The sequence below is a fragment of the Acinetobacter sp. GD03645 genome (assembly GCF_029845285.1).
Lineage (GTDB): Bacteria > Pseudomonadota > Gammaproteobacteria > Pseudomonadales > Moraxellaceae > Acinetobacter > Acinetobacter corruptisaponis.
Window position 1 is genome coordinate 84,697 of the sequence record NZ_JAOCLL010000001.1, and the last position, 26,316, is coordinate 111,012.

The following is a 26,316-nucleotide window of genomic DNA, read 5'->3' on the forward strand; positions in this document are numbered from 1 at the left end:
CAGAAAAGCTGTTGAAAGCTGCTATTTTGGTGATAATACTTGGCATTATTTAACTGCAAAATGTTTTATGTCTATTCATCCAGATCCGAAGATTAATCGTTTAAACGTACTTGGCGAACCTTTAGCCAGTTGTTGTTATGATCCCATTACAGGTTATTTTCGTAATGGCTTTTGCCATACTTCGGTTACAGATTTAGGTCAGCACACCATGTGTGCCCAAATGACTTCTGATTTCCTGAATTTTTCACAAAAAGTCGGGAACGATTTAATCACGCCATTACCTGAAGTCGGTTTTCCTGGACTAAAACCAGGGGATTTCTGGTGTATCTGTGTGACCCGTTGGGTGGAAGCCTATCAGGCTGGTCAAGCTCCACCGATCAAGCTCAATGCCTGCCATAATGCAGTATTGCATTATGTTCCCCTAAATATTCTTGTGGAATATGCGGTTTAATGAGCCAATTTGAACTGATTCTGGCTTCAAGTAGCCAAACCCGTAAAGATTTGATGGATCGTTTAGGGCTAGACTATCATTGTATTTCACCTGATATTGATGAATCAGTACAAGGTGAAACACATGCCGATGACTTAGCCAAACGCTTGGCTTATGAAAAAGCCCATGTCATTTCCAAACAATATCCAAACGCGATTGTGATTGGTTCTGATCAGGTGGCTTGGCGTGAACATGCACCTAATGACTTTATTGGTAAACCGTTAACGGTTGAAAATGCGATTCAGCAGTTACAGGCAAATTCAGGCAATACCGTATTTTTTAGTACAGCCCTCAGTGTTCAACATGCAGCTTCTGATTTTGAAATCACTTTGGTTGAGCATTATCAGGTTAAATTCCGTCAACTGAGTCTTGCAGAAATTAAACGTTATATTGCAGTTGATCAGCCTTTACATTGTGCAGGTAGTTTTAAATGTGAGCGTTTAGGTATTAGTTTATTTGAAAAAATGATTGGTAATGACCAAACCACACTCATGGGTTTGCCTATGATTCAACTGTGTAAAATTTTACGGCAGTTTGGAATAAATGTGCCTTAATTTCGATAATCAACAAATTCTACTTTTTCCACCTTGCCATTTTTAAGATTCATACGACATATAGGCGTTTCAGGTAAAGATTTTTTAGTATAAAACATCATACTGTCTTTATCTGACTGATACATTTTAAAATCTGGATAAGATAAAACTAAATCAACCAGGTCATTTTTAGACATATTTTTTTCGATTTTCCTACATACTTCTTTGAGTCTTTTTTCAGATTGAATCCTCACCACAACCCATTGACTACAGGAAAATAAAATATAGCCCAAGCAAATTATTGTACCCATCTTAAAATATTTACTTATCTGATTTTTATTTTCCATGATTCTCCCACCACTTAATTTTCTTAATATTAGGATTCTGATACAGGATACGATCAATAATATTTGCAAGTTCAATCAATTGATCTGAAATATTAGTTTTCTTAAAAAACTATTGACGTATAATCGGCTGAGATGGATTAAGAAAAATCAAGAAACCATTGTGATATTCTTCATAATAACCACAACCAATCCAAATCGGCTGATATTTTTCATTTTCAATATAAATGATATATCCCCAATCTTCTGCAACATAGCCATTCGTTACGACTCCAAATTGTTTGAGTTGTTTTATCAAATATTTTGCTAAATTTTCACCCCAAATTTGCCCGCCCCATTTTTCCATTTCACTTTGAGTCTGTGGGAACAAATCGCTGCAAAACTCAACATGAGTTTTTAAGATTTGCATAAAATTCCATACCCTTAAAGAAAGAAAAAACCCACTTTACGCTTTTAAGAGTCCGTTCACGGTGCAATTTTCTCTTATTTCATTATACTATCGTAACAAAATATTTATTTTATAAATTAACCACTTAAAACTAAAAATATGATTGACCACCTCATATTCCCATTGCTATAACTTGTTCACTTTCTCCTTATCAGGGCTCACCATGACTGATCTCTATTATGAAATGCAGGCTTTAACATGGCGAGCAAAACCACCCATTCAACAAGATGCGATTTTAATTGATGGCAAAGTAATTCAACATGATGGCTTTATCAGTAAACGCTATCTTTACCAAAAAGATAATGATTGGTGTGCTGCTGTTTCAGATGGTGTCAGCAGTAGTCCTAAAGCAGAACAAGCCTCCAAAGCGGTTTTAAAAAGTGTTTTGACACAAGCACAAACAAAAAATCGGATTCATTTGCAAAAAGTACAAGATGATTTAAGTGCTGATTTTGCCAGCAATCCAAAAACGTATAGTGCCAGTGCCACTTTGGCAGTCGTTACACCGTCTAGCCCATTTGGTTTTGTCAATATTCAACATTTGGGGGACAGTCGAGTCTATTTATTTAGCAGCCATAATCAACACTGGTATGCACTGACCCAAGACCATAATTTCCTTACAGAAATGCAGCAAAATGGTGAAGCAGAAATTAAAGAAAATAAACAATATGCCAGTTTCTATTACATGCTGAACCATTGTTTTTGTGCTGACTCTTTACATGAAGTTCCTGAATTTTCACCCAAAGAAGAATATTTGGTTGAGGGAGATGCTCTCTTGATTTGTAGCGATGGTGTGCATGATGTATTGGAATGCAATCACTGGCAGCCTTTAATGCCTGAAACTTCATTAAAAATATGGTTATTAGAGATGAAAACTACCCTCCATCAAAACCATGCTTTTGATAATGTCAGCATGATTTTGATTCGTTTAACACAGGAAAATCAATATGCAAAATAATGAGGATTTATTACAACAGGCAATTTTATTTGTTCAAGAAGTCGAACACATTTCTGTTTCAAGCTTACAAAGAAAATTTTTAATCGGTTATCAACAAGCGAATAAGTTACTCGAGTGTTTGATTGAAACTAAAATTTGTGCAGTAGATTTTACACCTCATTATGGTCATTTAGTTTACAAGTAAGGAGTTTCTGATGCCAAGAATACTTAAAAATATAGATCAAATTGCGCTTGAGAAACAACGTGATGTGTTATATGTACTTTTTCATAGTAGTTATAATGATATTTTCAACAATGAAGATCTCACACTTAAGTTTCACTATGAAACCTGTATTGCTCGTCAGCAATTGATTGAATGGTTAGAAAAACATGAAATTGATTTTTCCGAATGTTTTGGCTGGTCATCTCGAAGTGGAATTATGTCAATGCCTTATCTGGGTGAGATTTACCTTGATGTACCCTTTGATGAAGCTAACCCAAAATATCAACTGTTATATAACCACCTAGAAAATTCTGATGGCAGTATGAAAGTTCAAGGAATTGAATGGTTTTATTACCCTTTAGAGAAAGCGATTGAAAACCATAACCTAAATCTAAAAGATGATTTAGATGAAGATTTTATCTAAATCATCTTTTAGAGAACAAGGCTGAATTTATAGGTGATCTATAAGGTTTATATCAAACAACACGAAATTTAAAGGACAACTGATGCACCTCACAACTTTAATGCCAGACTTAAATGATGACTCACTTTATCGTTTTCACTTAGCCAAACCCAATTGGGATGGCGATAGTCCATTAGATGCTTTAGCCAAATCAGATGATAGTTGGTTAGGATGGCAAACTTATTGTGGAGATAAAGAACGCTTTGTCACTGAATATATTGTTAGTTTTGCTCAAATATCTGGAAACCGTTATTTATTTGGAGGTATATTCAGAATTATAAGTCGGAACCCTACAGCATCCCCACTTGATCGCTATAAAGTTGAATATATTAATAAATATACAGATCTCATTGGAAGATTAATTATCTACTTTACTGGTAGCAATCAACGAGGCACTAGCTTTAAACCAAGTTACATTTTTGATAATACAACTATTCATGGTATTTATGAATCAAAATATCGTGGTGAAAAATTTATTTCTTTTGAAAATATTAATCATAGTTTTGATGCAATTGATGTCATTGTAAAAAATGAATTGGCGGATTGGAAAGCTGCTTTAAGTAGTGTATTTGGAATATATCTACTCACAGATATAGCAACTGGAAAACACTATATTGGTTCTGCTTATGGAGAATATGGAATTTGGGGGCGTTGGGTTAATTATATCTATAGCTTTCATGGCAATAATATGGATTTATTGGAACTTTTTGGTGAAAAAGGTGAAACCTATATTAAAAGTAATTTTAAGTTTACAATATTAGAGATTATCCCTCCAACAAAATCATCAACAGAGATTATACATAAAGAATGCTTATGGAAAGAAAAATTGATGACTAGAGCATTTGGCTTTAATAAAAACTAAACCCGAATTCACGTTAAATATCTTTCAGATTCAAGGGTAGTATAATTTAGCTACCCTATTTCTTATATAAAAACTATTACTCTACTTTTACCACTTTCTTCGGCAATGCAGACCAAATAAACTCCGCTAAAACCAGCCTTTTCTTCCCTCTAACACCGCATCAGCACAACGCAAGGCTTCCTGACTCAAGCCCCATAAACGATAATCACCTGTTGCGGAAGTGGTACTAAAATTATGCGTATAAGCGAAACTGAGTGCACGGTCAGGATCACACCACGCACCTGAACCATTAAAACCCATGTGTCCAAAACCATGCGGTGCGCGTTTACCCATCGTTAAAATACGGTGATAACCCAAACGCCAGTGCATCGGAATCGGCATCACACGGTCACGGGCTTTCGATTGTACTGTACTTAACTGCTTAAACACTTCTGGACGAATCAATTGCCGTCCATTCCACTGCCCTTGATTGGCAAGCATTGCATAAACTCTGGCAAGACTATCCGCAGTAAACACCCCATTGGCGGCAGGAATCACTGCTTGCAGGCCTGCATCACTATAAAAGCTAAAGTTACGCATGCCTTTCGGGATCATAGCATCCTGAAAATCTTGCGGGCTTTGCCCAGAAATTTCCAATAGTTTTTCTGACAATGAAACCTTACGTGGTTGATTGCTTTTCTTGGTTTGTGGTTTAGGTGTAACTACTGATTTTGGTTTTTCCAGCAAACGAGCAACCCGATCCAGCTCAGAAGCAGGCACGCCAAAATAAGCACCATTCAATTCAAGTGGTTGAACCAAATAACGTTGCATTAACCAGCTCAGCGGTTGCTTGGCAGCTTTTTCAATCACACCACCGACAATCCATCCATAAGTAAGCGGCTGATACGCAAAACTCTGCCCTGCTGCAAAACGAGGTGTCGCTTTGGCAATGACATCCAGCATATGCGGCCAATCCAGCATTTCCGTTGCTGTATCAATCACATTGCGAATATCAAACAAACCACTTTGATGGGACAGGACATGACGCAAGGTGATGTTGGCTTTGCCATTTTGAGCAAACTCAGGCCAGTACTGTGCAATTGGCGTATCGTAATCAAGCAAACGTTCACTCACCAAGATATGTGCAAGTGTTGCCAGTATGCCCTTACCTGTCGAATAGCACATCGACAATGTATCTGCTTGCCAATCTTGATCTTGAGATTTCTTACCCGTAAAAATATCGACAACTTTCTGGCCTTGAAAATAGACCACCAGTGCCGCGCCACCCTGATGGCTGCGTGCATCCTGAAAACGGCTAAACTGTGTAGCCAGATCAGTGAAACGCTCATCAACCTTGCCATGATAATTATGTGTATCGGCAAATAAAATCTCTTTAATCACAGCCCACATCCTTATGATCGTTATGTTTTTAGAATACCCCTCTTGCGAACAAAAGGGATAATTTAAAATACGATTTCGTATTAAAGTGCTTTTACTGTACCTGCAACGTGAGGTTTCTGAGATTTCACATTACGAATCAAGAAATCAGTTTCCTTGCCTTGAGTTGCAGTTAAAAACTCAACTTTTGATGGAAGATACATGGGTAATTTAAACCATACATCGGCTTCATAGGCATCTGCCAGATCAAGGCTTGCCAATGCTTTTGCCTTACTCCACATACCATGTGCAATCGCATGTTTAAAACCAAACGCTTTTGCAGTGACTGCATGAATATGGATCAGGTTAAAGTCGCCTGAAATCGCTGCATAACGGCGACCCGTATTTTCAGCAACATTCCACTCTGCTTTTGGCTGATAAGCTGGTTCTTTGGTATCTTTGGCTTTCTCGCCTGCTTTTTTCTCAGTTTTTTGACGTGACAAATACGTGGTTAAACTTTCTGCCACTACTTCATTGCCCACTTTGGCAGTGGTAATGAAGTCAAATTGCAAGCCTTTGTCATGTGGCTTTAGCTCACCAAATTTACAAGACAGAGTGATTTGCTCATTTACAGCAATTTTACGTGTTTGCTTGATCTGGTTACGAATATGTACCAAACCTAAAATCGCAAATGGAAATGCTTCGCTGGTCATCATGTGCATTTGCAGGCTTTGAGACAATACAGCCAAATACATAGCTGGTACAAAACCATCATTTTTAAAACCGCAAATCTCGTTATAGCTTTCTAAATGCTTTGTATCAATCTTTAGGGTATCCACCACATATTCTACCTGCGGCAATACTTTCTCACCTTTTGGCTTTTTAAAAATTAAACCCTGAATGACTTTTGGATAAGCTAAATAAGGTTTTGGCAATTGACTAAAATGACGTGTATTCATAATGGACCTTTCAATAATTTTTATAAAAAAGGGATGCAAAAGCACCCCTCTTCAAAACGTTAATGCTTACGCACCCAACAAACTTTGACCACATACGCGAACAACGTTACCAGTCACACCTGTTGAACCTGTAGATGCAAACCATGCAATCGCCTCTGCCACATCGACAGGTTGACCACCCTGGTTCATCGAGTTCATACGGCGACCAGCCTCACGAATCGCGAATGGAATCGCAGCAGTCATTTGAGTTTCAATGAAACCAGGCGCAACAGCATTGATCGTAATACCATTCTTTAATGTAGGGGCAGTAAATTTCACCAAACCAATCACGCCTGCTTTAGAAACAGCGTAGTTTGTTTGGCCCAGGTTACCCGCAATACCACTGATTGATGATACACAAACGATACGACCATTTGCATTTAAACCATCATTTGAAAGTAAGTAATCGTTAACACGCTCAATTGCAGACAAGTTGATGTTGATTACCAAATCCCAAAGCTCTGGCTTCATGTTTGCCAAAGTTTTGTCACGGGTAATACCAGCATTGTGAACAATCACATCCAAACCGCCTTGTTTAGCAGCGGCAGTTTTGATTTTCTCACCAGCATCGGCAGCAGTAATGTCGATTGCCAATACTGAACCACCAATTTCACCCGCAACGCGCTCAAGATCAGCTTGTTGTTGTGGAACATCCAGACAAATCACGTGTGCGCCATCACGAGCAAGAACGTGTGCAATCGCTTCACCAATACCACGGCTTGCACCAGTCACCAACGCTGTTTTACCAGCAAGTGGTTTTGCCCAGTCTAATTTCACTGTTTCTGCTTTAGAAACACGGATCACTTGACCAGAAACGTAAGCTGAACGTGGAGAAATCAAGAAACGTAAAGTTGACTCAAGGTTTGCTTCTGCACCTTGATCTACATAAACCACTTGAGCAGTGATACCTTTCTTGAACTCTTTACCAGCAGATTTAACAAAACCTTCAAGCGCGCGCTGAGCAATTGCCTGTTTTACAGTTTTCGCTGTTTCAGGAGTCGTACCGATCACAATCACACGACCTGAACTTGAAATCTGACGTGCGATTGGGTTGAAGAAGTTGTACAACTCTTTTAACTGTTCAGAATCCTTGATACCAGAAGCATCAAATACCACTGCCTTGAACTTAGATTCTTTGTCATCTGCATTCAAAGGACGAAGATTTAAACCTACTTTTGCAGCAGTTTGTTGTAATTCAACGTTGTTGCCCACGTAGCTATCTGCGTGGATGTTGCTAAGAACTTGAGCAATCGCAGCAGAAATTGTGCTTGATGGCGCTGCGCCAAGCAATACTGCACCATTCACAACAGGTTGAGCACTCTCGAAACGATCTAGCGTAACTGGTGATGGTAAACCTAAATTTTTTACAACAAATTTACCCAAAGGTGATTGTGTAAATGCCTGGTATTGATCGGTCATGGTTATTATCTCTCATACAAATGAATTTTTTACAGATACATGAATCATGTTGGCAAAATAACATGGAATCAGGGTCTGATTGACTCACAGCAAATCATACTTGAGTTCATGTCTGGATGTCTTGACCTGAATGCGGTCTCCAACGTCATTCTAGTCAATACAGCTGCATTGTAAATATGCTATGGTTATAATAAGAATATCGCAATTATGCTTGGAAAAGCCTTATGAGCAAAACAACTCAAGAAAATCCAGCAGTCGAGAATTCTGCTCAGGAAACTGTGTCAAATACATCAAAAGCTACTTCTACCACAGGTAAAAGTGCTGGCACAACTTCTAAAGCAGCAAGTACGACACCAAAAACGACGCGTACTCGTTCTACAAGTCGTAGTACCAAAAGCACTGCTTCTTCTACTTCTACAAAAGCAGCAACAGCTAAAACAACCAAACCTTCTGTTCAACAGGATAAAAGCATGAGCCAAAACACTGTTCGCCGTGTTGCCATTATTGGCGGTAACCGTATTCCATTCGCTCGTTCAAACGGCGCATATTTCACTGCTTCAAACATGGATATGTTCACCGCGGCATTAAACGGCTTAGTTGAGCGTTTTAACCTACAAGGCCAACGTTTAGGTGAAGTGGTTGCAGGTGCGGTATTAAAACACAGCCGTGACTTCAACATGACTCGTGAGTGTGTTTTAAACACTCAGCTTGCACCAGAAACTCCAGCTTATGACATTCAGCAAGCATGTGGTACTGGTTTACAGGCAGCTTTCCTTGTTGCAAACAAAATCGCTTTGGGTCAAATCGAAGTGGGTATCGCAGGTGGTGTAGATACAACTTCTGATGCACCGATCGCTTTTGGTGACGGTTTACGTAAAGCTTTGCTTGAGTTAAACATTGCTAAAACAGGTAAAGACCGCTTAAAGGCATTGAAAAAAATCAACCTTAAAGACTTGATGGATGCGCCTAAGAATGGTGAACCACGTACAGGTCTTGCAATGGGTGACCACGCTGCCATTACAGCGTTAGAATGGGGCATTACCCGTGAAGATCAAGATGCCTTAGCCGCTTCTTCTCACCAGAAAATGGCAAAAGCATACGAAGAAGGTTTCTTTGATGACCTCATCACACCGTTCCTGGGTTTAAGCCGTGACAACAACTTACGTGCTGACTCTAGTGTTGAGAAATTGGCAAAATTAAAACCAGTTTTTGGCAAGGGTGAAGCTGCAACAATGACAGCTGGTAACTCTACTCCATTAACTGATGGTGCTTCTTGTGTACTGTTGGCTTCTGAAGAATGGGCTAAGGCAAATGGCCACGAAGTTCTTGCTTACCTAACTTTCTCTGAAACTGCTGCGGTTGACTTCGTTGGCAAGAAAGAAGGTTTATTGATGGCTCCTGCTTATGCAGTTCCACGTATGCTTGAGCGTGCTGGTCTTAAACTTCAAGATTTCGACTACTATGAAATCCATGAAGCATTTGCATCACAAGTTCTTTCTACCCTAAAAGCTTGGGAAGATGAGAAATTCTGTAAAGAGCGTTTAGGCTTGGATGCACCTTTAGGTTCTATTGATCGTAGCAAACTTAACGTGAATGGCTCTTCTTTAGCTGCGGGTCACCCATTTGCTGCAACAGGTGGTCGTATCATCGCGACTGCTGCGAAATTACTTAACCAAAAAGGTTCAGGTCGTGTTTTAGTTTCGATCTGTGCTGCTGGTGGTCAAGGTGTTGTTGCAATTATTGAAAAATAATCGCTAACCTGATCAATAAGGGGCTGGGTCTTTGGATTTAGTCCCTTTTTTATTATAATGATGGTTAAGTAAACAAATACCAATAAGAACATTTATCCTATGCAGTCTTTTTTATTTGATCAGCTTTTTTATATAGGTGCCTGGCATCCAGTTTTATTGGTTCTATTATTTTTCTTTGGGTTTTATCTTGCGGAATTATCTTTTAAAAAGGCTTTAACCAAATATCCCGTTGAAAGCCTACAAGGCTATAGAAGAGTATTGAATAGCGTCCTTTGTAGTATTTCATTTTTTACGATGAGCTATTTATTTAACTTTAATTTTATCTATTTTCTTTCGTCTTGTATTGCTCTACCTTACATGATAACTCGAAAAATAAATTATCAAATTACCAACGGGTACTAAACATGTGGTTATTTATTATAAATATTTTCCTATTTTTAGGGCTATGTTTTGTTCTATTGCATTTCTTCGCAGGTGAAGAAGAACATTTATCAATTATTATATTTTTCGCTATTTGTCTTTGGTTCATAAGCTTTATTGTTTGGATGTTACATTTTAAAGATCATGTTCCTGCTTAGGCTATTTTGCTCGTTGAAACTTCACATAATAATCATTCAAGATTTTAATTACTTGCTTTAACTCTCTCAAATTTTCTTCTGTATTTCCTAATCGCTCAACAAAACGTTGTGAATGAATTTCCAGATCAATTTTTTCATTAATCTGTGGTGTAATTTCAAAAAGTTTCGCCAAGTTATTAAAATTATCTAGCTTACGGTTTGAAAAAAACTTTAAACGTAAACCCAATTCATTGAGCACCTGTCCATTTAGAATAGGACCTTTCTCTGGGTTAAATTCTAAATCATACTCTTTTAAGAACAACTGTTCAGGTGATTCCTTATTGCTTTTAAATAAGCTTGTAAACTGGCTTAACATCTATTAATTCCATTACCTTGAGGGCATTATTAAACCGTTAAACACTTATCATAAGCAACTGACATCATCATTTCCATATAAAAAAGCATCCTGAACAGATGCTTTCTTATCATTTATTTTCCGTACTGCTTTTTCAGGTACTCAACAATCTTGGCTGACTCAAACATCTTCACGCCTGTATTTGGATCAACCAGATATGGCACCTGAATATCACGCCCCATGACTTCAACCACTTTTTCACGCTTACCATCAGGCAGTGGAACATAGTGGCCTGGCTTTAAACGTAAAACCGCAGGCCCCATATCTTGCCAGCGTTCTTTTGGTACATTATGTAGTATATAAGGCAGTTCTAACTCCGTTAACACTTCACGAACCAGACGTGTATAAGGACTTGCCTCAAAGCTCCACAACTCTAATAACTTTTCTGGTGCAGGACGATCTATAATCTGCTGGTCAATCCAGATACCACGACCCACATTGGCAACTGAAGCCAAAGTCGAAATATACGGAAGTTTTGGATAGTGGCTGAATTTCCTTGGGGTTTGCCCTGTTTTACCATAATGCTTGAACAGGTAATGAATAATCTCTTGTGACTCATAAAGTTGAGTCCCTGTATTTTCATCAATTAAAAATGGAAACTGTTTTTTTCCACCCTTATCTTTTACGATTTGGCGATACTTCTTCCCACCTTTAGGACATGGATAAATTTCCACATCCAGATTCAGCAAGGTAATGACCTCACGAACACGGCGGCAAAATGGTGAACCCTCAAATTCATACAACTTTAAAGGTTTTGCTGGCTGCTTAGGCTGTGGTGTCCCCATCACACCCCGCCCACCTTCAATCAGGCTTGCGGCAACAGATTGTAAAACCTTAATTTGATGATTCACCATTTTCAGCATATCGCGATCCTTTTAACAGTCGACTAACTTTTCTTTAGCAATCACAATTCCGTTATTATCTGCATAGATATAATCACCAGAACTGATTGTTACACCACCAAAATACAATGTGATATCGACTTCACCTATGCCTTTACGATTACTTTTTTGTGGAATTGCAGCCAATGCATGCACACCTAAATCAAGTTCAGCAATTGCATCCACATCACGCACACAGCCATAAATCACCACACCATTCCATTGGTTCTTCACCGCCGATTCTGCAATCAAGTCACCCATCAGGGCGCAACGCATGGAAGCCCCACCATCTACAACCAGCACCTTACCTGCACCGTCAGTTGCCAATAGCTCTTTTACACGTGAGTTATCTTCAAAACACTTGACTGTTACAACCTGCCCACCAAAGGTTTTACGCGCACCATAACTTTTAAAGAATTTTCCATCTAGGCTTGGCGTGACGACTTGTAGGTCTTTCTCAGGATTATCATCTAACAAATCACAGGTTACAAAAGGGATTGTTGCCACTGAAGTTCTCCATTATTGGGTTTGTTGTATACTCAAATTATCATACAGCTTAAATGCAGCTGTTTGGGTCTGGGCTGCGACCAGCATAGTATGCGCCAATTGTTCGGCTGATACAGGCTTAACTTTAAACGGCTTGGTCCACGCTTTTTCGACCAGTTTATATACGGTCTGAACCATATCTTCCAACACCCTTACTTCACTGCGCTTACCAATCAACAATGAAGGCTGGAAAATTGAAAGTTTATAAATTGAGAGGCTTTTGAGATATTCTTCCAGTTCACCCTTTACCTTATTGTAGAAAATTGGCGATTTAGCATTCGCTCCCAAGGCGCTGACAACCAATAAATGAATATTTTTATCCTGAACCAGATCAGCAAAGTGTGCATTGATTTCATAATCAATTGCATAAAATTTTTCTTTTGAACCCGCCTGTTTAATGGTGCTTCCCAAGCAGCTAAACGCATGGGTATGTGAACTGACATCCTCATCATTCAACAAAAGAAAATCTTCCAGAATAAGCTGTGTTACTTTACTATAAGATTTTAATATATCTGAATTTTTTCTCACCACAACAGTGATTGAACTAAAATCATCTGATTGTTGCAACCGCTCCACCAAGGCCTGGCCAACCAGACCCGTTGCACCAATCACGATTGCTTTTTTATCACCTCTTTTCATTTTTATATCACTCAAGTTATAACTAGGGTTAATGTAACGTTTTCTTGCAAGATTATCACCTGTTAAATGTAGTTAAAGACATTACAAGGCTTGACTTCACGGCGTAGTTTCCTCAAAATATGGCACTTGTTTACGGGCTGGTGAATGTTTCCAATTTTGTTGGTTTAAACTTCAGCCCGCCCAGACCAACTTATTTTCAAGGAGTGCACGAGTGGCAAACTCTGCTCAAGCTAAAAAACGTGCTCGTCAAAACGTTAAAGCACGCAAACACAACGCAAGCTTGCGTTCTATGGTTCGTACTTACATCAAACGCACAGTAAATGCGATCGCTGCTGGTGATTATTCAGTTGCTACAGAAGCTTACAAAAAAGCTGTTCCTGTAATTGACCGCATGGCTGATAAAGGCATTATCCACAAAAATAAAGCTGCTCGTCATAAGAGCCGCTTAAATGCTCAAGTTAAAGCACTAGCTAACTAATTTGTTGCATGTAAAAAAGCCCGTTTTTCGGGCTTTTTTATTGTCCTAACTTTTAGCTGCATAGGGCTGTAAAGCTGTTCCCCCATCCTTAACGATCTTGATCAGCTTTTGGCAAAACTTGTAGCTGTCTTCCAATAGCCCCAGATCATGAACCCGAGCCTTATTCAGGGTTAACAATGTTTTATGATGCTGGTAACGTTCACCCAGATAATCTTCGTCCTGACTCAAGGCGATCATCATCAACTCAAAGCGAAAGTCCAGGTCAATCTTAATATCTGCTGGCATATCGCCATAGGCCCAGGCCTGTAAAGTTTCCAGCCTGCCCTGTCCTAAATTTGAGAAGATAAAATTAATATAGCCATCAAGGTTTTGGAAAAATTCCTGAATATCGTCCTGTGTATCCCAGCGTCCTGTTAATGCAAAACACGGTTCAGTACTATTTTTTAATCCTGTGTTTTTATGCACATCCATAGAACGCAAGCGGAAAATCAAACGCTCAGGCAACTGTTCCTGTAAATGTTGGGGAATGAAATGGTTGGTAAAATCCATTGCAAATGACAACATCGGACTAATGGTCAGTTTTCTAAGCACCATTTTTAATTGATAGAAAATTCCTACCTGTTCTTGAGTAAGCAAAAAGCAGCGATACCCTGTATCTTTAGCTAATTGTGGTTTTCCCAGATTTCCCCAATTGGAAATAAAGTCATGTGCGACATTAAAAACACTCAATTCAAGGTTTTTGGTGTAACTTTGCTGTTCAAACCATTGACTAATGAGCTGTTCAGCTTCTGGCATATTTTGTGGAATGGGGAATTGGCTTAATTCAACAACAGCTTCAACTTGAGGTTGAGGCTCAGATGATACAGATGCAGGTTCCTGTTTGATCTCCAAAGGTTTTAGCAAATAAGGCTGTAGCATCATCACAACTGCATTTTCTGGCGACTGTAGCTCACCAATTGCCCAGACATTGTAATTTGGTTCATAAAAGCCCACGCCTGTTTCATGCACCGCCTCATAAAAGACCCGATACATGGCATCATTTTGCTCAACCTGCTCCAAGGCATCGAGCTGGACGATGGCACACGTTTCGTGGTCAAATTTATGCCTGATCTGTTGCACCCATTTCTGGGTATGTTCTGAAAAATAGGCTTGATACAAGGGATCACAAACTTTATTTGCAAATGAAGTCAGCCAAGCCTTTAGAGTTCTGCCATGACTTGGTATATGGCTATATTGTTGATGTAATTCAAATGCCACCTGATATGAGTCATCTTCGCTGGGAACCTTGCCTGTAAAGATTTCTGGCTCCCATAAATAAATTGTGTTTAATGACATATTTTTATCCGATTATGCGTCAATCTTATCTTTTTATCTGCCTATAATGACGAAAGAAACAACTTTTTAAAAGTAAACTTTTTATTATTTTTTGAGTGTTGTAAGTAATTTATTATGCTTTAGAAATTATTAATCCCGCTGATAATAATGAATGTATATTGCTTATTCTCTTTCATACTTATTAGGCTTATTGATTCTGAAAATCCTTAATGGTGAGCTCCTGTCTTTCACCACGCCAAATCCATTTCAACTTGCTGTTGACAAAGTCCTCTCCCTCAAACCAGACAAACAGCCCCTCCATCATGTCAGGCCAATCGGACTGTTCAATTTGTTTGTTACCTGAAATGACCGCAACAATCGCAGCCAGAATGGTGTCATGACTCACAGCCAGACTTAATCCATTCTGTCGAGTGGGATGGGTATGATAAAGCAGTTCAAGGACATCAAATACGCCTGTAATGGGGTGTTTCATCCCTGGCAAGGCATTATTGACAAAACTATTGATAAACCCCAAGGCACCCTGTTTACGGAAATAAGGCGCAGCCTGTTGAATGTCCAGCACAAAGCTGCCTGGTTCAACCAGCAAGCGCTGTTCAACAATTTCAATGGTATGGGTATTGACCACTTTATGGGTGCGATCAGCACCCTCTATCATCAATGCGGCGGTATCCACGCAACGCTGGATTGGGCTTGAAATACAGTGCTGAATGGCCCGATCTGTATTCTGAATTAAATACTGTCCCCATGCATAGGCAAGCTCCCGACCCTGTTCAGTCAACTGTAGATCATAGCCCGCCAAGCCCTGACCATTTACCAGCTCACGCAACGAGTGGCGGGTAAATAGAGTCACAGGGGTTGAAGCATCGGGAAGTAAATCAATTGCTTCAAACATGCTTTTTGGCAATAAATGCAGGGCCATATCACAATTTATAAAAGATGAGAATTTAGCCCACTATACCATGAGCTGCTCAACTCTCAATCTAAAATGCCTGAATGACTCAAGGCATCATAAGCAATTTTTTTGCAATCCTGATCTCTAAAGGCGATAAAACCCTTGTTTAGCACAGTCTCACGCTGGTTGTACTGAAATGGCTTGCCATCCAGTGTCATCAAGCCACCACCAATACTTTCCAGAAAAGCCTGTCCCGAACTGGTGTCCCATTCAGAGGTTGGATGAAAGCGTGGATAGATATCAATCTCTCCCTCCAGCATCATACAGAATTTATAGGCACTGCCCGCCTCACGACGAATGACCTCACGATACTGCAAAATCGGTTCAATAAAATTTTTGTACTTTGGATTCTTACTATTATGGCTCAGGCCAATTTGAATCGCTGCTTCGACCGCATGTTCTTCAATCTGGTACTGCGACCATTGCTGGCGGCTAAAACTATATTTATAAGGCTGCTGTGAGGTATAACCGATATACATGACCTGTTCACACGGCACCGCAATAATCGCGAAAGTGGTTTGACTGTTTTCAATCAGGCTCAGATTGATGGTAAATTCATCACGTTCATGGATAAACTCCTTGGTTCCATCAAGGGGATCAAGCATCCAGCAACGTTGCCATGCAGCTCGGGCAGAATAATCACTTTCTTCTGACAACACAGGCAAATCGGGAGTTATTTCAGCCAGGTGCTTTAATAGAAAACGGTTTATCTTGAGGTCAGCCTGTGTCACAGGTGAATCATCACTTTTTTCCTGAATATTAAACTCGCAACCCGCACAATAACTTTGGTATTCTTCCAGCAATATTTGACTTGCCTGCGCCATGATTGGCACAAGTTGCGAAATCAACTGATCCTGTGGGGCAAGCGTTTTAATAAACATAGATCAACCTTATGTCATATTCAGATTTACAGCAGCCTATTGTCATGTTTGACATGGATGGGACATTACTCGACCTGGCCTTTGACGATTTCATCTGGAATCATTGTTTGCCAGAGCGACATGCCCAGGTCCATCAGTGCAGTCTGCAACAGAGTCAACAAACCCTGTTTCAGTTCTACCAACAGCATAAGCATACACTATCTTGGTATTCTTCGGCGTACTGGACGGCGAAAGTTGGTGTTGATGTATTACAACTCCAATACGAACATCGGGAAAAAATTCGTGCCCGTATAGGCTGTCATCAACTTTTGCAAAAACTCAAGAATCGGGGCTATCGCTGCTGGTTACTGACCAATGCTGACCGCGCAGGGCTACAGCTTAAACTTGAAAATATCGAGTTAAGTCCCTATTTTGAAGTAATGGTCAGCAGTGAGGAACTGGGACATGCCAAGGAGGAAGTTGCATTTTGGCAAAAGCTGCAACAACTGCATCCCTTTAATCCAGCCCAGGCTGTTTTTGTGGATGACACCGTTGCGGTACTCAAAGGCGCAGAAGACTTTGGCATCGCGCAACTATTCAGTATTCTACAACCCTCAAGCGCAAAGCCCGCAAGAGTGGCAACAGAACTCCCTTACCCTGCACTCGACCATCTAACCGAACTTGTCGATTATCTTGACATTAAACTACAGGATACAGATGCCAAAACAGCATGAGCAAGCAAGCATGGATGCCATGCGTATTGATAAATGGCTTTGGGCAGCGCGTTTTTTTAAGACACGCTCCATTGCCAAGGCTGCCATAGAGGGCGGTAAGGTCCATCACCAGAATGAACGCGTTAAGGTGTCCAAAGATGTGCGTATTGGCATGGAACTCACCATCCAGCAGGGTTTTGAGAAAAAAACCGTGATCATCAAGGCTCTTTCTGCGGTACGTGGTGGCGCACCAATTGCCCAGCAGCTTTATGAAGAAACAGCAGAAAGTATTGAACGTCGGGAGTTGCATGCCTCACAGCGAAAAATGCATAATCTAGCCCGACCAGATCACCGACCAAGTAAAAAAGACCGTCGTGATATCAATCGTTTTAAACATGAAAATGCTCAATCATGGTCTTACCATGACGAGTAATTTTTACAATAATGGACGCGTCATCTTGTGTCGTACAGACACAGGTCAGATGTAGAATAAACAATGAGAATCTGCCACTATACCCAAGTCCCAACAAGTTGAGATTCAATACATCCACTTGGGTTAGTCGTTAAGAAGATAAAGTTTTGAGGTTTTGAGATGGATGATAATAAAAGTAAGGCGTTACAAGCTGCATTAAGCCAGATTGAGAAACAGTTTGGTAAAAATACGGTGATGCGCCTCGGTGACAATACCGTACAGGCAGTTGAGGCTGTTTCCACAGGTTCTTTAACACTGGATATCGCACTCGGCATTGGCGGATTACCAAAAGGCCGTATCATTGAGATTTATGGTCCTGAATCTTCAGGTAAAACCACCATGACACTACAGGCGATTGCACAGTGTCAAAAAAATGGTGGCACCTGTGCCTTTATTGATGCGGAACATGCCCTAGACCCACAGTATGCGCGTAAATTAGGTGTTGATATTGACAACCTGCTGGTATCACAGCCAGACCATGGTGAACAGGCGCTGGAAATTGCCGACATGCTGGTTCGTTCAGGTGCAATTGACTTAATCGTTGTCGACTCTGTTGCGGCGTTAACCCCTAAAGCTGAAATTGAAGGCGAGATGGGTGACTCACATATGGGCTTGCAGGCACGCTTGATGAGTCAGGCATTACGTAAAATCACGGGTAATGCAAAACGTTCCAACTGCATGGTGATCTTCATTAACCAGATTCGTATGAAGATTGGTGTAATGTTCGGTAGCCCTGAAACCACAACAGGTGGTAACGCACTAAAATTCTACGCATCTGTACGTCTGGACATTCGCCGTATTGGCCAGGTTAAGGAAGGTGATGAAATTGTGGGTTCTGAAACCAGGGTTAAGGTCGTGAAGAACAAAATGGCGCCTCCTTTCCGTGAAGCAGTGTTCCAGATTATGTATGGCAAAGGCACCAATCAACTCGGTGAACTTGTAGACCTTGCGGTACAGCAGGAAATCGTACAAAAAGCGGGTGCATGGTACTCTTATCAAGGCAATAAAATTGGTCAGGGTAAAAATAACGTGATTCGCCATTTTGAAGAAAACCCACAAATGGCTCAGGAAATTGAAAAGCTTATTCGTGAGCAACTTCTCACCAAAAACAATACTGAAGCCGCACAAACTGAAGATGCAGAAGAACCAGACTTGTTAGAAAGCTAAGCTAGAACGCCCTACGGGGCGTTTTTCTTTCATGAGGAAAATATGTTGAATTCGGAAAAAACTGAAAAGCCCAAAACATTAACAGGTCAGAGACTACGCTCCTATGCCTTTGCCCTACTGACCCGCCGTGACTACTCACAAGCGGAGTTAATCACAAAACTCAATCAATATGCAGCTCATCCTGATGAGGTGGCAAATCTGGTGGAGGAATTAGCTGAGCAAAACTATCAGAGTGACCAACGCGTTGCCGAACAGACTTTGGCCAGCCAAATTCGCAAGGGAAAAGGCTTACAACGCATCAAACAGACATTAAAGGCCAAGCAGCTCGATACTGAATTGATTACCGAAGAACTTCAAGATATTGACTGGTATGAACAAGCGTATCAGCTCAAGGTTAAAAAATTTGGAGAGGCTGTAACCAAGGATCCAAAAATAAAGGCAAAACAAATTCGGTTTTTACAATACCGTGGTTTCGATATGGATGTAATTATGAAAGCGGTTGCCCGAACGAGCGAAGAAGAGTGATTGGTGGCAACCCTACCAGCATGACTTCGGCACATCATAGTTCTACTACCGTTGCTACCTTCCGGTCCTGGCGGGGTTCGTAGAGTACAATTGCGAAGCTACCAGCAGGGCTACCATTGCCTGACAAAGTATAGAGATTTTTACCTGAGTTGCAAGACTTGTCTCTGTTTTTCAGTAAGTTTTTAATTCAACTGCCTAATTCATCATCAATACTGCCACTATATCTTTATAACTGACTTAAGAGCTGTATAAACATTAAACAACAGCCCTCTAATTCTCTTCAAAAGTGCTTGAAGATTGTAAATGCTTATTGCATTTACACGAGTTGCTGTTTTAATGGCTAAATCAAAAACGTGTATTCGGTGTGTTGCAAGTAAAAAATGAAGACTTGTTCGCCCACAGCTTTGTTTTTCAACTTTATGGATGAATTTTCATGCTAAAAAAGCATTCTATACTTTTTATTGCGCTACTCAGCAGTACGCATTTATATGCCAACGTCCCGATTGAATCTCGTGCCCTAAGCCAACAGCAAGCCAATAACGTCGTTGCAGGTTCTCCAAGTTTAAACTGGGAAATCATGCAAAAGAATCAAAAACTTGAAGAAGAAATTCGTAAATTACGCGGCCAGTTAGAAGAACATGACAATGCAATTGAACAACTCAAGAAAGAGCTTGCCAATCGCTATACAGATTTAGACCAGCGTCTGGAGCTACTTTCACAGAAAATTGATCCACCAGAAGAAAACACCGAAGAAAATGGTGCTACAGATACCGCTCAGACTGGAACAGAGGGGACAGCAACCGCAATAGCACCCACCCCGCCTCCAGTAGCAGCTGTGACACCTAAACCTCAAGCCCAGACACAGGCCCCTGCTGTTGTACAGCCACAGACAAATACAGCAACAACAAACACCACCAATAACCAGATTGAACTCGAAAAGGCGGCTTATACGGTTGCATTAGATGCATATAAACAAGGTGGCGCTAAAAAGGCAATTCAGCCAATGCAAAACTTTATTAAAAACCACCCGAATGGTATTTATGTGGGCAATGCCTATTTTTGGTTGGCTGAGTTCTATTTAGCTGTTGAACCTGTGGACTACAAGGCAGCCAAGCAGAATTACAATATTGTTGCCACACGCTATCCTAACTCGGCAAAAGCTTCACGTGCAGTTTATCAACTGTATAGCATTGCAAAAGATGTAGATAAAAATACAGCCTTGGCAAACCAGTATAAGGCCAAGTTGCTTAGCCAGTATCCTCAATCTGAGGAAGCGAAATTTATTCAGAAAAAATAACCAACTTCCTCCAATAAAAAAGCCAGTTTATGAAAACTGGCTTTTTTATGCTTAGAACAAACTTATTTGATCTTTGCCTTGGATTTTAAATATTCAGTATAGTCTTCCAGAATTTGTTGACCACGGAACTGTTGATAGAGTTTGCTCAACTCATGCATTTGTTCTGGTGGTAACTCACTCGCAATACTGGTGTTCACATTGGAAACAGCAACGATCACCAGTTCATTTGGCAGTTTAGCTGTTGTAGCAGACCACATACCCTCTTTGCCTGGTGCTGGGATACTAAATGCCGCGCGCTCAATCGCACGCTTTAAGCCTTGTGAACGTGCATATGTACCTGCATCTTCAAAGGTTACCTGTGATTTCGCAACCACCTGTGCAGCAGGTTGCGTTTTAAAATCAGCAAGGATGCTGGCAATTTTTGCCTGAGCAGCTTTATAGGCTTTCTCTTCAACCACTTTCGCCTTTACTTCTGCTGTGGCCTGTGCCAATGGCTTGATCCCTGCTGGATGATAGTCACGGACTTTAATCCAGATTGTATCGCCATTTGCCAACTGAATATTTGAAGATGCGTTACGATCACCATTCTTCACATCATCATTAAACAATTTGGCTTTAACATTCAAATCGCTTAAATATGGGTTCTCAGTGGTTAAGGTTACACCTTTAACAGATTCAACACGGGCACCTTTTACTTCCTGTGCAACTGCATCCAGAGAATCACTACCAACTACCATTTCATTTAGGCTATTGACCGTATCACTGAATAAATTCGCCAGTTTGGCTTTCTCAACTTCAGCAGTTAAACGTACCTTTTCTGATTCAAACGATGGCAATTTCACCATTGGAGAATTTGCTTCAATAATGTGATAACCATATTGGGTTTTAACAGGCTTTGAAATTTCGCCATTCTTTAATGCATTGACTGCATTGTCAAAATCAGCAGAGAAAACACCTGGCGCATAGGTCGCCACCAAACCGCCCTGAGTTTTAGAGCCTGGATCATCAGAAAACTGAGCAGCGGCATCAGCAAATGTCATGCCCGCCTGAATTTTTGCATAGACTTCATTGGCAAGCTTTTGAGCCGCAGCATCATCACGGGCATCCGTGGTGATCAAAATATGTTTAACTTCACGTTTTACATCTTTTTGCTGTTTTTCAACAAATGCCTTATAAGCTTGCTGTAAATCGGCATCTGTTACTGCAAGATTGGTCGCAGGAAGTAATGCTGGGCTTAAAACCACATAATCCACATCAACACTTGCAACCTGCTTGAATTCATTTTTATGCTTGTTGTAGTAATCCGTGATTTCCTGACTGGAAGCAGTTACACCCTTTTTATAATCATCCAGCTTGATGCTTGCCAAATGCAGGGTACGCTGTTCTGTCTGCAAGTTAGCCAATTGCTGTAGGTCTAACTGACTCACCAATGCATAATCCATCAAGGTGGTTGAAATCATTTTCAAGGCATGGTCCTGACGCAGGCTGGCAATCAGCCCCTGATTGGTCATGCCCACTGAACGCAGGTAATTTTCATAGAGCTGCTGGGAAAACTTGCCATTTTCCTGAAAACTCGGCTGTTGAGCCAACATTTGCTCAAGCTGTACATCGCTTAAAGAAATGCCGAGTTTTTCAGCCTGCTGCAAAAGCAAGCTACGCGCAACCAGCGCATCCAGTGCCTTTTGCTGAATCACAGGCAGGTTGAGCAGTGATTCATCACCCTTAACCAATGATAAATATTGATCTTTATAATTTTTGGTTGCACTTTCTAATTCTTTATTAGAAATATCCTGACCGTTAACCGATTTCGCAACGTCTGCCTTATTGCTACCACTAAAATATCCTTCAATACCTACAAGTGCCAAAGGGGTCAAAAACAAAACTAACAGGACTTTGCCAAGCCAACCCTTAATGACTGTACGAAACGATTCCATAAGAATTCCAATATTTTATTTCGGGGCAATTTTAACTGAAAAAACAAAGCGAATGAATGCAGAATAAGGCTCAAAGCAAATTTTTCATTCAATAAATAAAAAACGCACCCGAAACGGTGCGTTTATTGATTTAAAAAGATTACGCAACTGAATCTTTTAAACCCTTACCTGGTTTAAAGCTAGGCACTTTGCTTGCTTTAATTTGAAGCTCTTCACCCGTTTTAGGATTGCGGCCAGTACGTGCAGCACGTTCTTTAACGCTAAAAGTACCAAAACCAACTAAAGTAACCGTGTCACCGTTTTTAAGTGCTTCAGTGATTGACGCAATTGTTGCATCGAGTGCCTTACCAGCATCCGACTTAGATACTCCCCCTTTTTCAGCAATCGCATCAATTAATTCTGATTTATTCATGATAAAAAATATCCTCTTAATATCGTTTGTTAAGATCCAAGGCTATAGTTTAAAAGGCCATGCCGCCTTTATAGCAATGCTTTAGGGGAGAACGCAATACTAGAAAGACCTTTTAGCCAAAATAAATACTGAAATACGACATAAACAGATGAGTATCTGCGCTTTTTTTTACTTTTTATTCAATTTGGCCTTAAGTTGATTATTTTCTTCGATTAAGGCATCCACCTTGATATGAAGCTGAACCAGAAGCTGTTCAATATGCTGGAGGTCTTTTGGGGTCACCAAACCAATCCGATTTAAAGAATGGTTGACACCAGTGTCCAGGATTTTTTCCACCTTGTCCTTGGTGTCGGTCACTGACTCTTTGGCTTTCTCTGTGACCTTGCCTACGGTATTGTCTGCAAAGTCCACCGTCTTGGATTCCAGTTCCTCACCGACTTTGACTAGGGAGTCAAATAATTTATTTCCCTCTTCCTCAGCTCGTGAAAAAGCACCTAAACCCGCCAGCCAGATTTGTTGTGTATACTTTTTGAAATCGAGTGCAGATTTCTTCGAACTCCTTGATTTTGGCTTAGTTTTTACCTCAGCTTCTTCATTCGGATTTTCTATGTTCGAGTTATCCATTGACCATTGCTCCCAAGCACTTTACAAACAGTATGTCGTATTTAACCATAAAAATGTTTTTATAATATCAAAATTAAGACTTGATCGTTTTATAAAACTGTTCTACAAAGCAACAAAGACCTGTAAATTATTTTTAATAATTGAGTAAGGATGCTCAGGCTTACAAGTCTTGTTGTTTTATAGCGATATTGGTAAGGAAAAATCAATGAATGAAAGCTCAAAATCCAAACATTTATGGCTAAATGTGACATTGATTGCTTTAGAGACTTTTTTTTCCTTTATTTTAACCCACGATGCCACCCTGCGCTTACAGGCACAAAAACTGATCCAGAAAAAAACCACGATCAGGATAAACAGCTACATCCCTTTCTTTGATTTTTACATTCAGTTCACTGAAAAAGGCATTTTATTCGACCTTGCCGCCAATGACCGTACAATTGATATCGAGATCAATACCACACTGATTGACTTAATTAAAATCTTCATCTTTAGCAATCAGCAAAGTCTATACAATATGCGGATTATGGGTAAGGCCGAATTTACCGCAGACCTGACCGATGTGTTGCAGCACCTCACCCTGTCCAGAATTTTGGTCAACTGGCGTGAATGGTTCAACCACTTTGAGAATGATGCCGAAGCCGTTGCTTCCCAACAGCGCATTGCCCCACTACTTGATAAAATTGACCAGCAACGTTCTGAAATCAACACTTTACTGGTTGAGGCAAAACAATACCAGAACCGTATTCACCGCATGCAAAAACGCCAGCGCCTGATCAATATTGGCTTTGCTGTATTGAGCTTTATTTTTATTGCCTTTTTTGTTTATAATATGTGGATACAATAATTTCATAATATTTTACTTTTCACGCTGATAATGACAATTTAAAACTTGACTATTTTAGTCGGAATTCATAGAATTTAATCATCTAGTCTAACCATGTGTACCGAATCATGCGTCTTACAACTCGCGGTCGTTACGCAGTGACTGCTCTACTTGATTTAGCTTTGCAGCCAACTGAACAAACGATCACGCTTGCGGAAATAGCAGCTCGCCAATCCATCTCAGTCGCTTATCTAGAACAGTTATTCGCAAAACTTAAGCGTCATGGGTTAGTTTCAAGCGTTCGTGGTGCAAATGGTGGATATCACCTTGCTCGACATGCAAGTGAAATCACGGTGCTAGAAATTATTGAAGCTGTAAATGAAACTGTCGATGCGACCCGTTGTGACCATAAAGGCAACTGCCAAAACGGTGCAATGTGTTTAACACACGACTTATGGCAAGAACTCTCCCACCATATTGCCGATTATCTTGCGAAAATCACCCTTGCCGACCTAATTTCACGTGACAATGTTCAAACCGTTGCCCTGCGTCAAAATTCAGCAAGTTTAGATTCAGCCCTTCTATCGGTTACAGGTATTTGACATGAAACGTCCAATTTATCTTGATTACGCAGCAACCACACCTGTGCTCCCTGAAGTTGCAGAACGTATGATGGAATGTTTAACGTTCGAAGGGACATTCGGTAATCCAGCATCACGTTCGCATGCTTATGGTTGGCAGGCTGAAGAAAAGGTTGAGTATGCTCGTGAGCAGGTTGCAAACCTAGTTAAAGCTGATCCCCGTGAAATTGTCTGGACTTCTGGTGCAACTGAGTCTGACAACTTGGCACTTAAAGGAATTGCCCAGTTCTATGGTTCAAAGGGCAAACACATTATTACCAGTAAAATCGAACACAAAGCAGTGTTGGATACTTGCCGCGAGCTTGAAGAACAAGGTTTCGAAATTACCTATTTGGAACCAGAACCACGTACAGGTTTAATTACACCTGAGATGGTGAAAGCAGCATTACGTCCAGATACAATTCTTGTGTCACTGATGATGGTCAACAACGAAATTGGTACTGTAACTGATGTTGCTGCAATTGGTGAACTCACCCGTGCCAACAAGACATTCTTGCACGTTGATGCGGCACAAGCTGCTGGTAAAGTTGAAATTGATCTTTCAACCATGAAAGTGGATTTAATGAGTTTTTCTGGTCATAAAGCTTATGGTCCTAAAGGCATCGGTGCTCTTTTTGTTCGCCGTAGCCCACGTGTTCGCCTAAAAGCGCAAATGCATGGTGGCGGTCATGAACGTGGCATGCGTTCTGGTACTTTAGCGACTCACCAGATTGTAGGCATGGGTGAAGCGTTTGAAATTGCAGGCAAGACCATGCAGGCAGAACAGGAACGCATTCGCAAATTACGTGACAAACTCTGGAATGGCTTTCAAGACCTTGAACAAGTGTTCTTAAATGGTCATCCAACACAAAACGTTGCAAATTACCTCAATGTCAGCTTTAACTTCGTTGAAGGTGAATCGTTGATGATGGCACTGAAAGACCTCGCTGTTTCAAGTGGTTCTGCATGTACCTCTGCAACCTTAGAACCATCATACGTATTGCGTGCTTTAGGTTTGTCTGATGAGTTGGCGCACAGCTCAATCCGTTTCAGTTTTGGTAAATATACCACTGAAGCAGATATTGACCACGTATTGACCCTTACCAAGGCTGCTGTAGAGAAATTGCGTGAACTTTCTCCGCTTTGGGATATGTACAAAGAAGGTATCGACCTTTCAACAGTTGAATGGGCTGAACACTAATTCATTGAGCTTTTAATTGAACTCTTCATTGAAAACAGTGT

At 40.4% G+C, this 26,316-nt stretch carries 31 protein-coding genes and 1 other RNA gene; 16 read left to right on the top strand and 16 right to left on the bottom strand.

All coding sequences use genetic code 11. The features are described 5' to 3' along the window. The first annotated feature begins 67 nt into the window (after positions 1-67). Positions 68-451: a DUF2237 domain-containing protein gene (locus tag N5J47_RS00490; protein WP_267979712.1), complete on the top strand. Its 384-nt coding sequence runs from the start codon at positions 68-70 to the stop codon at positions 449-451. After that, positions 451-1,044 (top strand): Maf family protein, encoded by a 594-nt coding sequence (locus N5J47_RS00495; protein WP_279958812.1) that lies wholly within the window; start codon positions 451-453, stop codon positions 1,042-1,044. Before N5J47_RS00490 ends, N5J47_RS00495 begins: the two co-directional genes overlap by 1 nt. Here N5J47_RS00495 and N5J47_RS00500 read toward each other — a convergent pair. After that, entirely contained in the window at positions 1,041-1,370 is a 330-nt protein-coding gene (locus N5J47_RS00500; RefSeq protein WP_279958813.1) for a hypothetical protein, read from the bottom strand. The genes N5J47_RS00495 and N5J47_RS00500 overlap by 4 nt on opposite strands. 109 nt (positions 1,371-1,479) lie before the next feature. Continuing rightward, on the bottom strand, positions 1,480-1,776 hold the full coding sequence (locus tag N5J47_RS00505) for a hypothetical protein (protein WP_279958814.1): 297 nt from the start codon (positions 1,774-1,776) through the stop codon (positions 1,480-1,482). A 202-nt stretch (positions 1,777-1,978) separates the two neighbouring features. Here N5J47_RS00505 and N5J47_RS00510 point away from each other — a divergent pair, with 202 nt between their 5' ends. The 4 genes from N5J47_RS00510 to N5J47_RS00525 all read left to right on the top strand — a co-directional run bounded on the left by N5J47_RS00510 (position 1,979) and on the right by N5J47_RS00525 (position 4,300). Further along, positions 1,979-2,773, top strand: a complete 795-nt coding sequence (locus tag N5J47_RS00510) for a protein phosphatase 2C domain-containing protein (RefSeq protein ID WP_279958815.1) — start codon at positions 1,979-1,981, stop codon at positions 2,771-2,773. After that, complete coding sequence (locus tag N5J47_RS00515; protein WP_279958816.1) at positions 2,763-2,957, top strand: DNA translocase FtsK; 195 nt, start codon at positions 2,763-2,765, stop codon at positions 2,955-2,957. The genes N5J47_RS00510 and N5J47_RS00515 overlap by 11 nt, the downstream gene beginning before the upstream one ends. Before the next feature lie 10 nt (positions 2,958-2,967). Further along, a complete protein-coding gene (locus tag N5J47_RS00520) occupies positions 2,968-3,399 on the top strand; it encodes a hypothetical protein (protein WP_279958817.1) in 432 nt (143 codons plus the stop codon). 82 nt (positions 3,400-3,481) lie between these two features. Further along, positions 3,482-4,300, top strand: coding sequence for a GIY-YIG nuclease family protein (locus tag N5J47_RS00525; RefSeq protein WP_279680360.1), 819 nt, complete (start codon positions 3,482-3,484; stop codon positions 4,298-4,300). Between the two features lie 126 nt (positions 4,301-4,426). On the opposite strand, the gene N5J47_RS00530 is transcribed toward N5J47_RS00525, so the two are convergent. The 3 genes from N5J47_RS00530 to N5J47_RS00540 all read right to left on the bottom strand — a co-directional run bounded on the left by N5J47_RS00530 (position 4,427) and on the right by N5J47_RS00540 (position 8,073). Further along, the gene (locus N5J47_RS00530) at positions 4,427-5,680 is read right to left on the bottom strand and encodes a serine hydrolase (protein WP_279958818.1); all 1,254 of its coding nucleotides are present in this window, start codon (positions 5,678-5,680) and stop codon (positions 4,427-4,429) included. 80 nt (positions 5,681-5,760) lie between these two features. Continuing rightward, positions 5,761-6,615 (bottom strand): MaoC/PaaZ C-terminal domain-containing protein, encoded by an 855-nt coding sequence (locus N5J47_RS00535; protein ID WP_279958819.1) that lies wholly within the window; start codon positions 6,613-6,615, stop codon positions 5,761-5,763. 66 nt (positions 6,616-6,681) lie between these two features. Beyond that, on the bottom strand, positions 6,682-8,073 hold the full coding sequence (locus N5J47_RS00540) for a 3-oxoacyl-ACP reductase (RefSeq protein ID WP_279958820.1): 1,392 nt from the start codon (positions 8,071-8,073) through the stop codon (positions 6,682-6,684). Between the two features lie 224 nt (positions 8,074-8,297). Here N5J47_RS00540 and N5J47_RS00545 point away from each other — a divergent pair, with 224 nt between their 5' ends. Continuing rightward, on the top strand, positions 8,298-9,824 hold the full coding sequence (locus N5J47_RS00545; RefSeq protein WP_279958821.1) for an acetyl-CoA C-acetyltransferase: 1,527 nt from the start codon (positions 8,298-8,300) through the stop codon (positions 9,822-9,824). 579 nt (positions 9,825-10,403) lie between these two features. On the opposite strand, the gene N5J47_RS00550 is transcribed toward N5J47_RS00545, so the two are convergent. The 4 genes from N5J47_RS00550 to N5J47_RS00565 all read right to left on the bottom strand — a co-directional run bounded on the left by N5J47_RS00550 (position 10,404) and on the right by N5J47_RS00565 (position 12,862). Beyond that, positions 10,404-10,757: a hypothetical protein gene (locus tag N5J47_RS00550; RefSeq protein WP_279958822.1), complete on the bottom strand. Its 354-nt coding sequence runs from the start codon at positions 10,755-10,757 to the stop codon at positions 10,404-10,406. Positions 10,758-10,870: 113 nt separating this feature from the next. Further along, on the bottom strand, positions 10,871-11,659 hold the full coding sequence (locus N5J47_RS00555; RefSeq protein WP_279958823.1) for a glutathione S-transferase N-terminal domain-containing protein: 789 nt from the start codon (positions 11,657-11,659) through the stop codon (positions 10,871-10,873). A 12-nt stretch (positions 11,660-11,671) separates the two neighbouring features. Then, on the bottom strand, positions 11,672-12,184 hold the full coding sequence (gene rraA, locus N5J47_RS00560; RefSeq protein WP_279958824.1) for a ribonuclease E activity regulator RraA: 513 nt from the start codon (positions 12,182-12,184) through the stop codon (positions 11,672-11,674). 12 nt (positions 12,185-12,196) lie between these two features. Beyond that, positions 12,197-12,862 carry an NAD(P)H-binding protein gene (locus tag N5J47_RS00565; protein WP_279958825.1) on the bottom strand — a complete coding sequence of 222 codons (666 nt, stop codon included), beginning with the start codon at positions 12,860-12,862 and terminating at the stop codon, positions 12,197-12,199. Between the two features lie 211 nt (positions 12,863-13,073). Here N5J47_RS00565 and rpsT point away from each other — a divergent pair, with 211 nt between their 5' ends. Further along, positions 13,074-13,340, top strand: coding sequence for a 30S ribosomal protein S20 (rpsT, locus tag N5J47_RS00570; protein WP_279958826.1), 267 nt, complete (start codon positions 13,074-13,076; stop codon positions 13,338-13,340). A gap of 45 nt (positions 13,341-13,385) precedes the next feature. On the opposite strand, the gene N5J47_RS00575 is transcribed toward rpsT, so the two are convergent. The 3 genes from N5J47_RS00575 to N5J47_RS00585 all read right to left on the bottom strand — a co-directional run bounded on the left by N5J47_RS00575 (position 13,386) and on the right by N5J47_RS00585 (position 16,508). Further along, positions 13,386-14,675, bottom strand: a complete 1,290-nt coding sequence (locus tag N5J47_RS00575) for a hypothetical protein (protein WP_279958827.1) — start codon at positions 14,673-14,675, stop codon at positions 13,386-13,388. Between the two features lie 187 nt (positions 14,676-14,862). Beyond that, complete coding sequence (locus N5J47_RS00580) at positions 14,863-15,594, bottom strand: phosphoglycerate mutase family protein (RefSeq protein ID WP_279958828.1); 732 nt, start codon at positions 15,592-15,594, stop codon at positions 14,863-14,865. A 56-nt stretch (positions 15,595-15,650) separates the two neighbouring features. Continuing rightward, on the bottom strand, positions 15,651-16,508 hold the full coding sequence (locus N5J47_RS00585) for a 3'(2'),5'-bisphosphate nucleotidase CysQ (RefSeq protein WP_279958829.1): 858 nt from the start codon (positions 16,506-16,508) through the stop codon (positions 15,651-15,653). Positions 16,509-16,519: 11 nt separating this feature from the next. Here N5J47_RS00585 and N5J47_RS00590 point away from each other — a divergent pair, with 11 nt between their 5' ends. The 4 genes from N5J47_RS00590 to N5J47_RS00605 all read left to right on the top strand — a co-directional run bounded on the left by N5J47_RS00590 (position 16,520) and on the right by N5J47_RS00605 (position 19,364). Then, positions 16,520-17,221, top strand: coding sequence for an HAD-IA family hydrolase (locus N5J47_RS00590; protein WP_279958830.1), 702 nt, complete (start codon positions 16,520-16,522; stop codon positions 17,219-17,221). Beyond that, positions 17,205-17,633, top strand: a complete 429-nt coding sequence (locus N5J47_RS00595) for a S4 domain-containing protein (RefSeq protein WP_279958831.1) — start codon at positions 17,205-17,207, stop codon at positions 17,631-17,633. Before N5J47_RS00590 ends, N5J47_RS00595 begins: the two co-directional genes overlap by 17 nt. 159 nt (positions 17,634-17,792) lie before the next feature. Continuing rightward, the gene (gene recA / locus N5J47_RS00600) at positions 17,793-18,839 is read left to right on the top strand and encodes a recombinase RecA (protein WP_267979733.1); all 1,047 of its coding nucleotides are present in this window, start codon (positions 17,793-17,795) and stop codon (positions 18,837-18,839) included. A 42-nt stretch (positions 18,840-18,881) separates the two neighbouring features. Continuing rightward, on the top strand, positions 18,882-19,364 hold the full coding sequence (locus N5J47_RS00605; protein ID WP_279958832.1) for a regulatory protein RecX: 483 nt from the start codon (positions 18,882-18,884) through the stop codon (positions 19,362-19,364). Between the two features lie 10 nt (positions 19,365-19,374). On the opposite strand, the gene ffs is transcribed toward N5J47_RS00605, so the two are convergent. Continuing rightward, positions 19,375-19,471, bottom strand: an RNA gene (ffs, locus tag N5J47_RS00610) — signal recognition particle sRNA small type. A 326-nt stretch (positions 19,472-19,797) separates the two neighbouring features. On the opposite strand from ffs, the gene N5J47_RS00615 reads away from it, so the two are divergent. Further along, positions 19,798-20,661 (top strand): YbgF trimerization domain-containing protein, encoded by an 864-nt coding sequence (locus N5J47_RS00615; protein ID WP_279958833.1) that lies wholly within the window; start codon positions 19,798-19,800, stop codon positions 20,659-20,661. 62 nt (positions 20,662-20,723) lie between these two features. On the opposite strand, the gene N5J47_RS00620 is transcribed toward N5J47_RS00615, so the two are convergent. The 3 genes from N5J47_RS00620 to N5J47_RS00630 all read right to left on the bottom strand — a co-directional run bounded on the left by N5J47_RS00620 (position 20,724) and on the right by N5J47_RS00630 (position 23,631). Further along, entirely contained in the window at positions 20,724-22,595 is a 1,872-nt protein-coding gene (locus N5J47_RS00620) for a SurA N-terminal domain-containing protein (protein ID WP_279958834.1), read from the bottom strand. 139 nt (positions 22,596-22,734) lie between these two features. Continuing rightward, the gene (locus N5J47_RS00625) at positions 22,735-23,007 is read right to left on the bottom strand and encodes an HU family DNA-binding protein (RefSeq protein ID WP_004759870.1); all 273 of its coding nucleotides are present in this window, start codon (positions 23,005-23,007) and stop codon (positions 22,735-22,737) included. 168 nt (positions 23,008-23,175) lie between these two features. After that, positions 23,176-23,631 carry a phasin family protein gene (locus N5J47_RS00630; protein WP_279958835.1) on the bottom strand — a complete coding sequence of 152 codons (456 nt, stop codon included), beginning with the start codon at positions 23,629-23,631 and terminating at the stop codon, positions 23,176-23,178. 205 nt (positions 23,632-23,836) lie between these two features. Between N5J47_RS00630 and N5J47_RS00635 the strand changes: the two genes are divergently transcribed. The 3 genes from N5J47_RS00635 to N5J47_RS00645 all read left to right on the top strand — a co-directional run bounded on the left by N5J47_RS00635 (position 23,837) and on the right by N5J47_RS00645 (position 26,275). Continuing rightward, positions 23,837-24,475, top strand: a complete 639-nt coding sequence (locus N5J47_RS00635) for a hypothetical protein (protein WP_279958836.1) — start codon at positions 23,837-23,839, stop codon at positions 24,473-24,475. A 107-nt stretch (positions 24,476-24,582) separates the two neighbouring features. Next, complete coding sequence (locus N5J47_RS00640) at positions 24,583-25,056, top strand: Rrf2 family transcriptional regulator (RefSeq protein ID WP_267979738.1); 474 nt, start codon at positions 24,583-24,585, stop codon at positions 25,054-25,056. 1 nt (position 25,057) lies between these two features. After that, positions 25,058-26,275 carry an IscS subfamily cysteine desulfurase gene (locus N5J47_RS00645; RefSeq protein WP_267979739.1) on the top strand — a complete coding sequence of 406 codons (1,218 nt, stop codon included), beginning with the start codon at positions 25,058-25,060 and terminating at the stop codon, positions 26,273-26,275. The last annotated feature ends 41 nt before the right edge of the window (positions 26,276-26,316 follow it).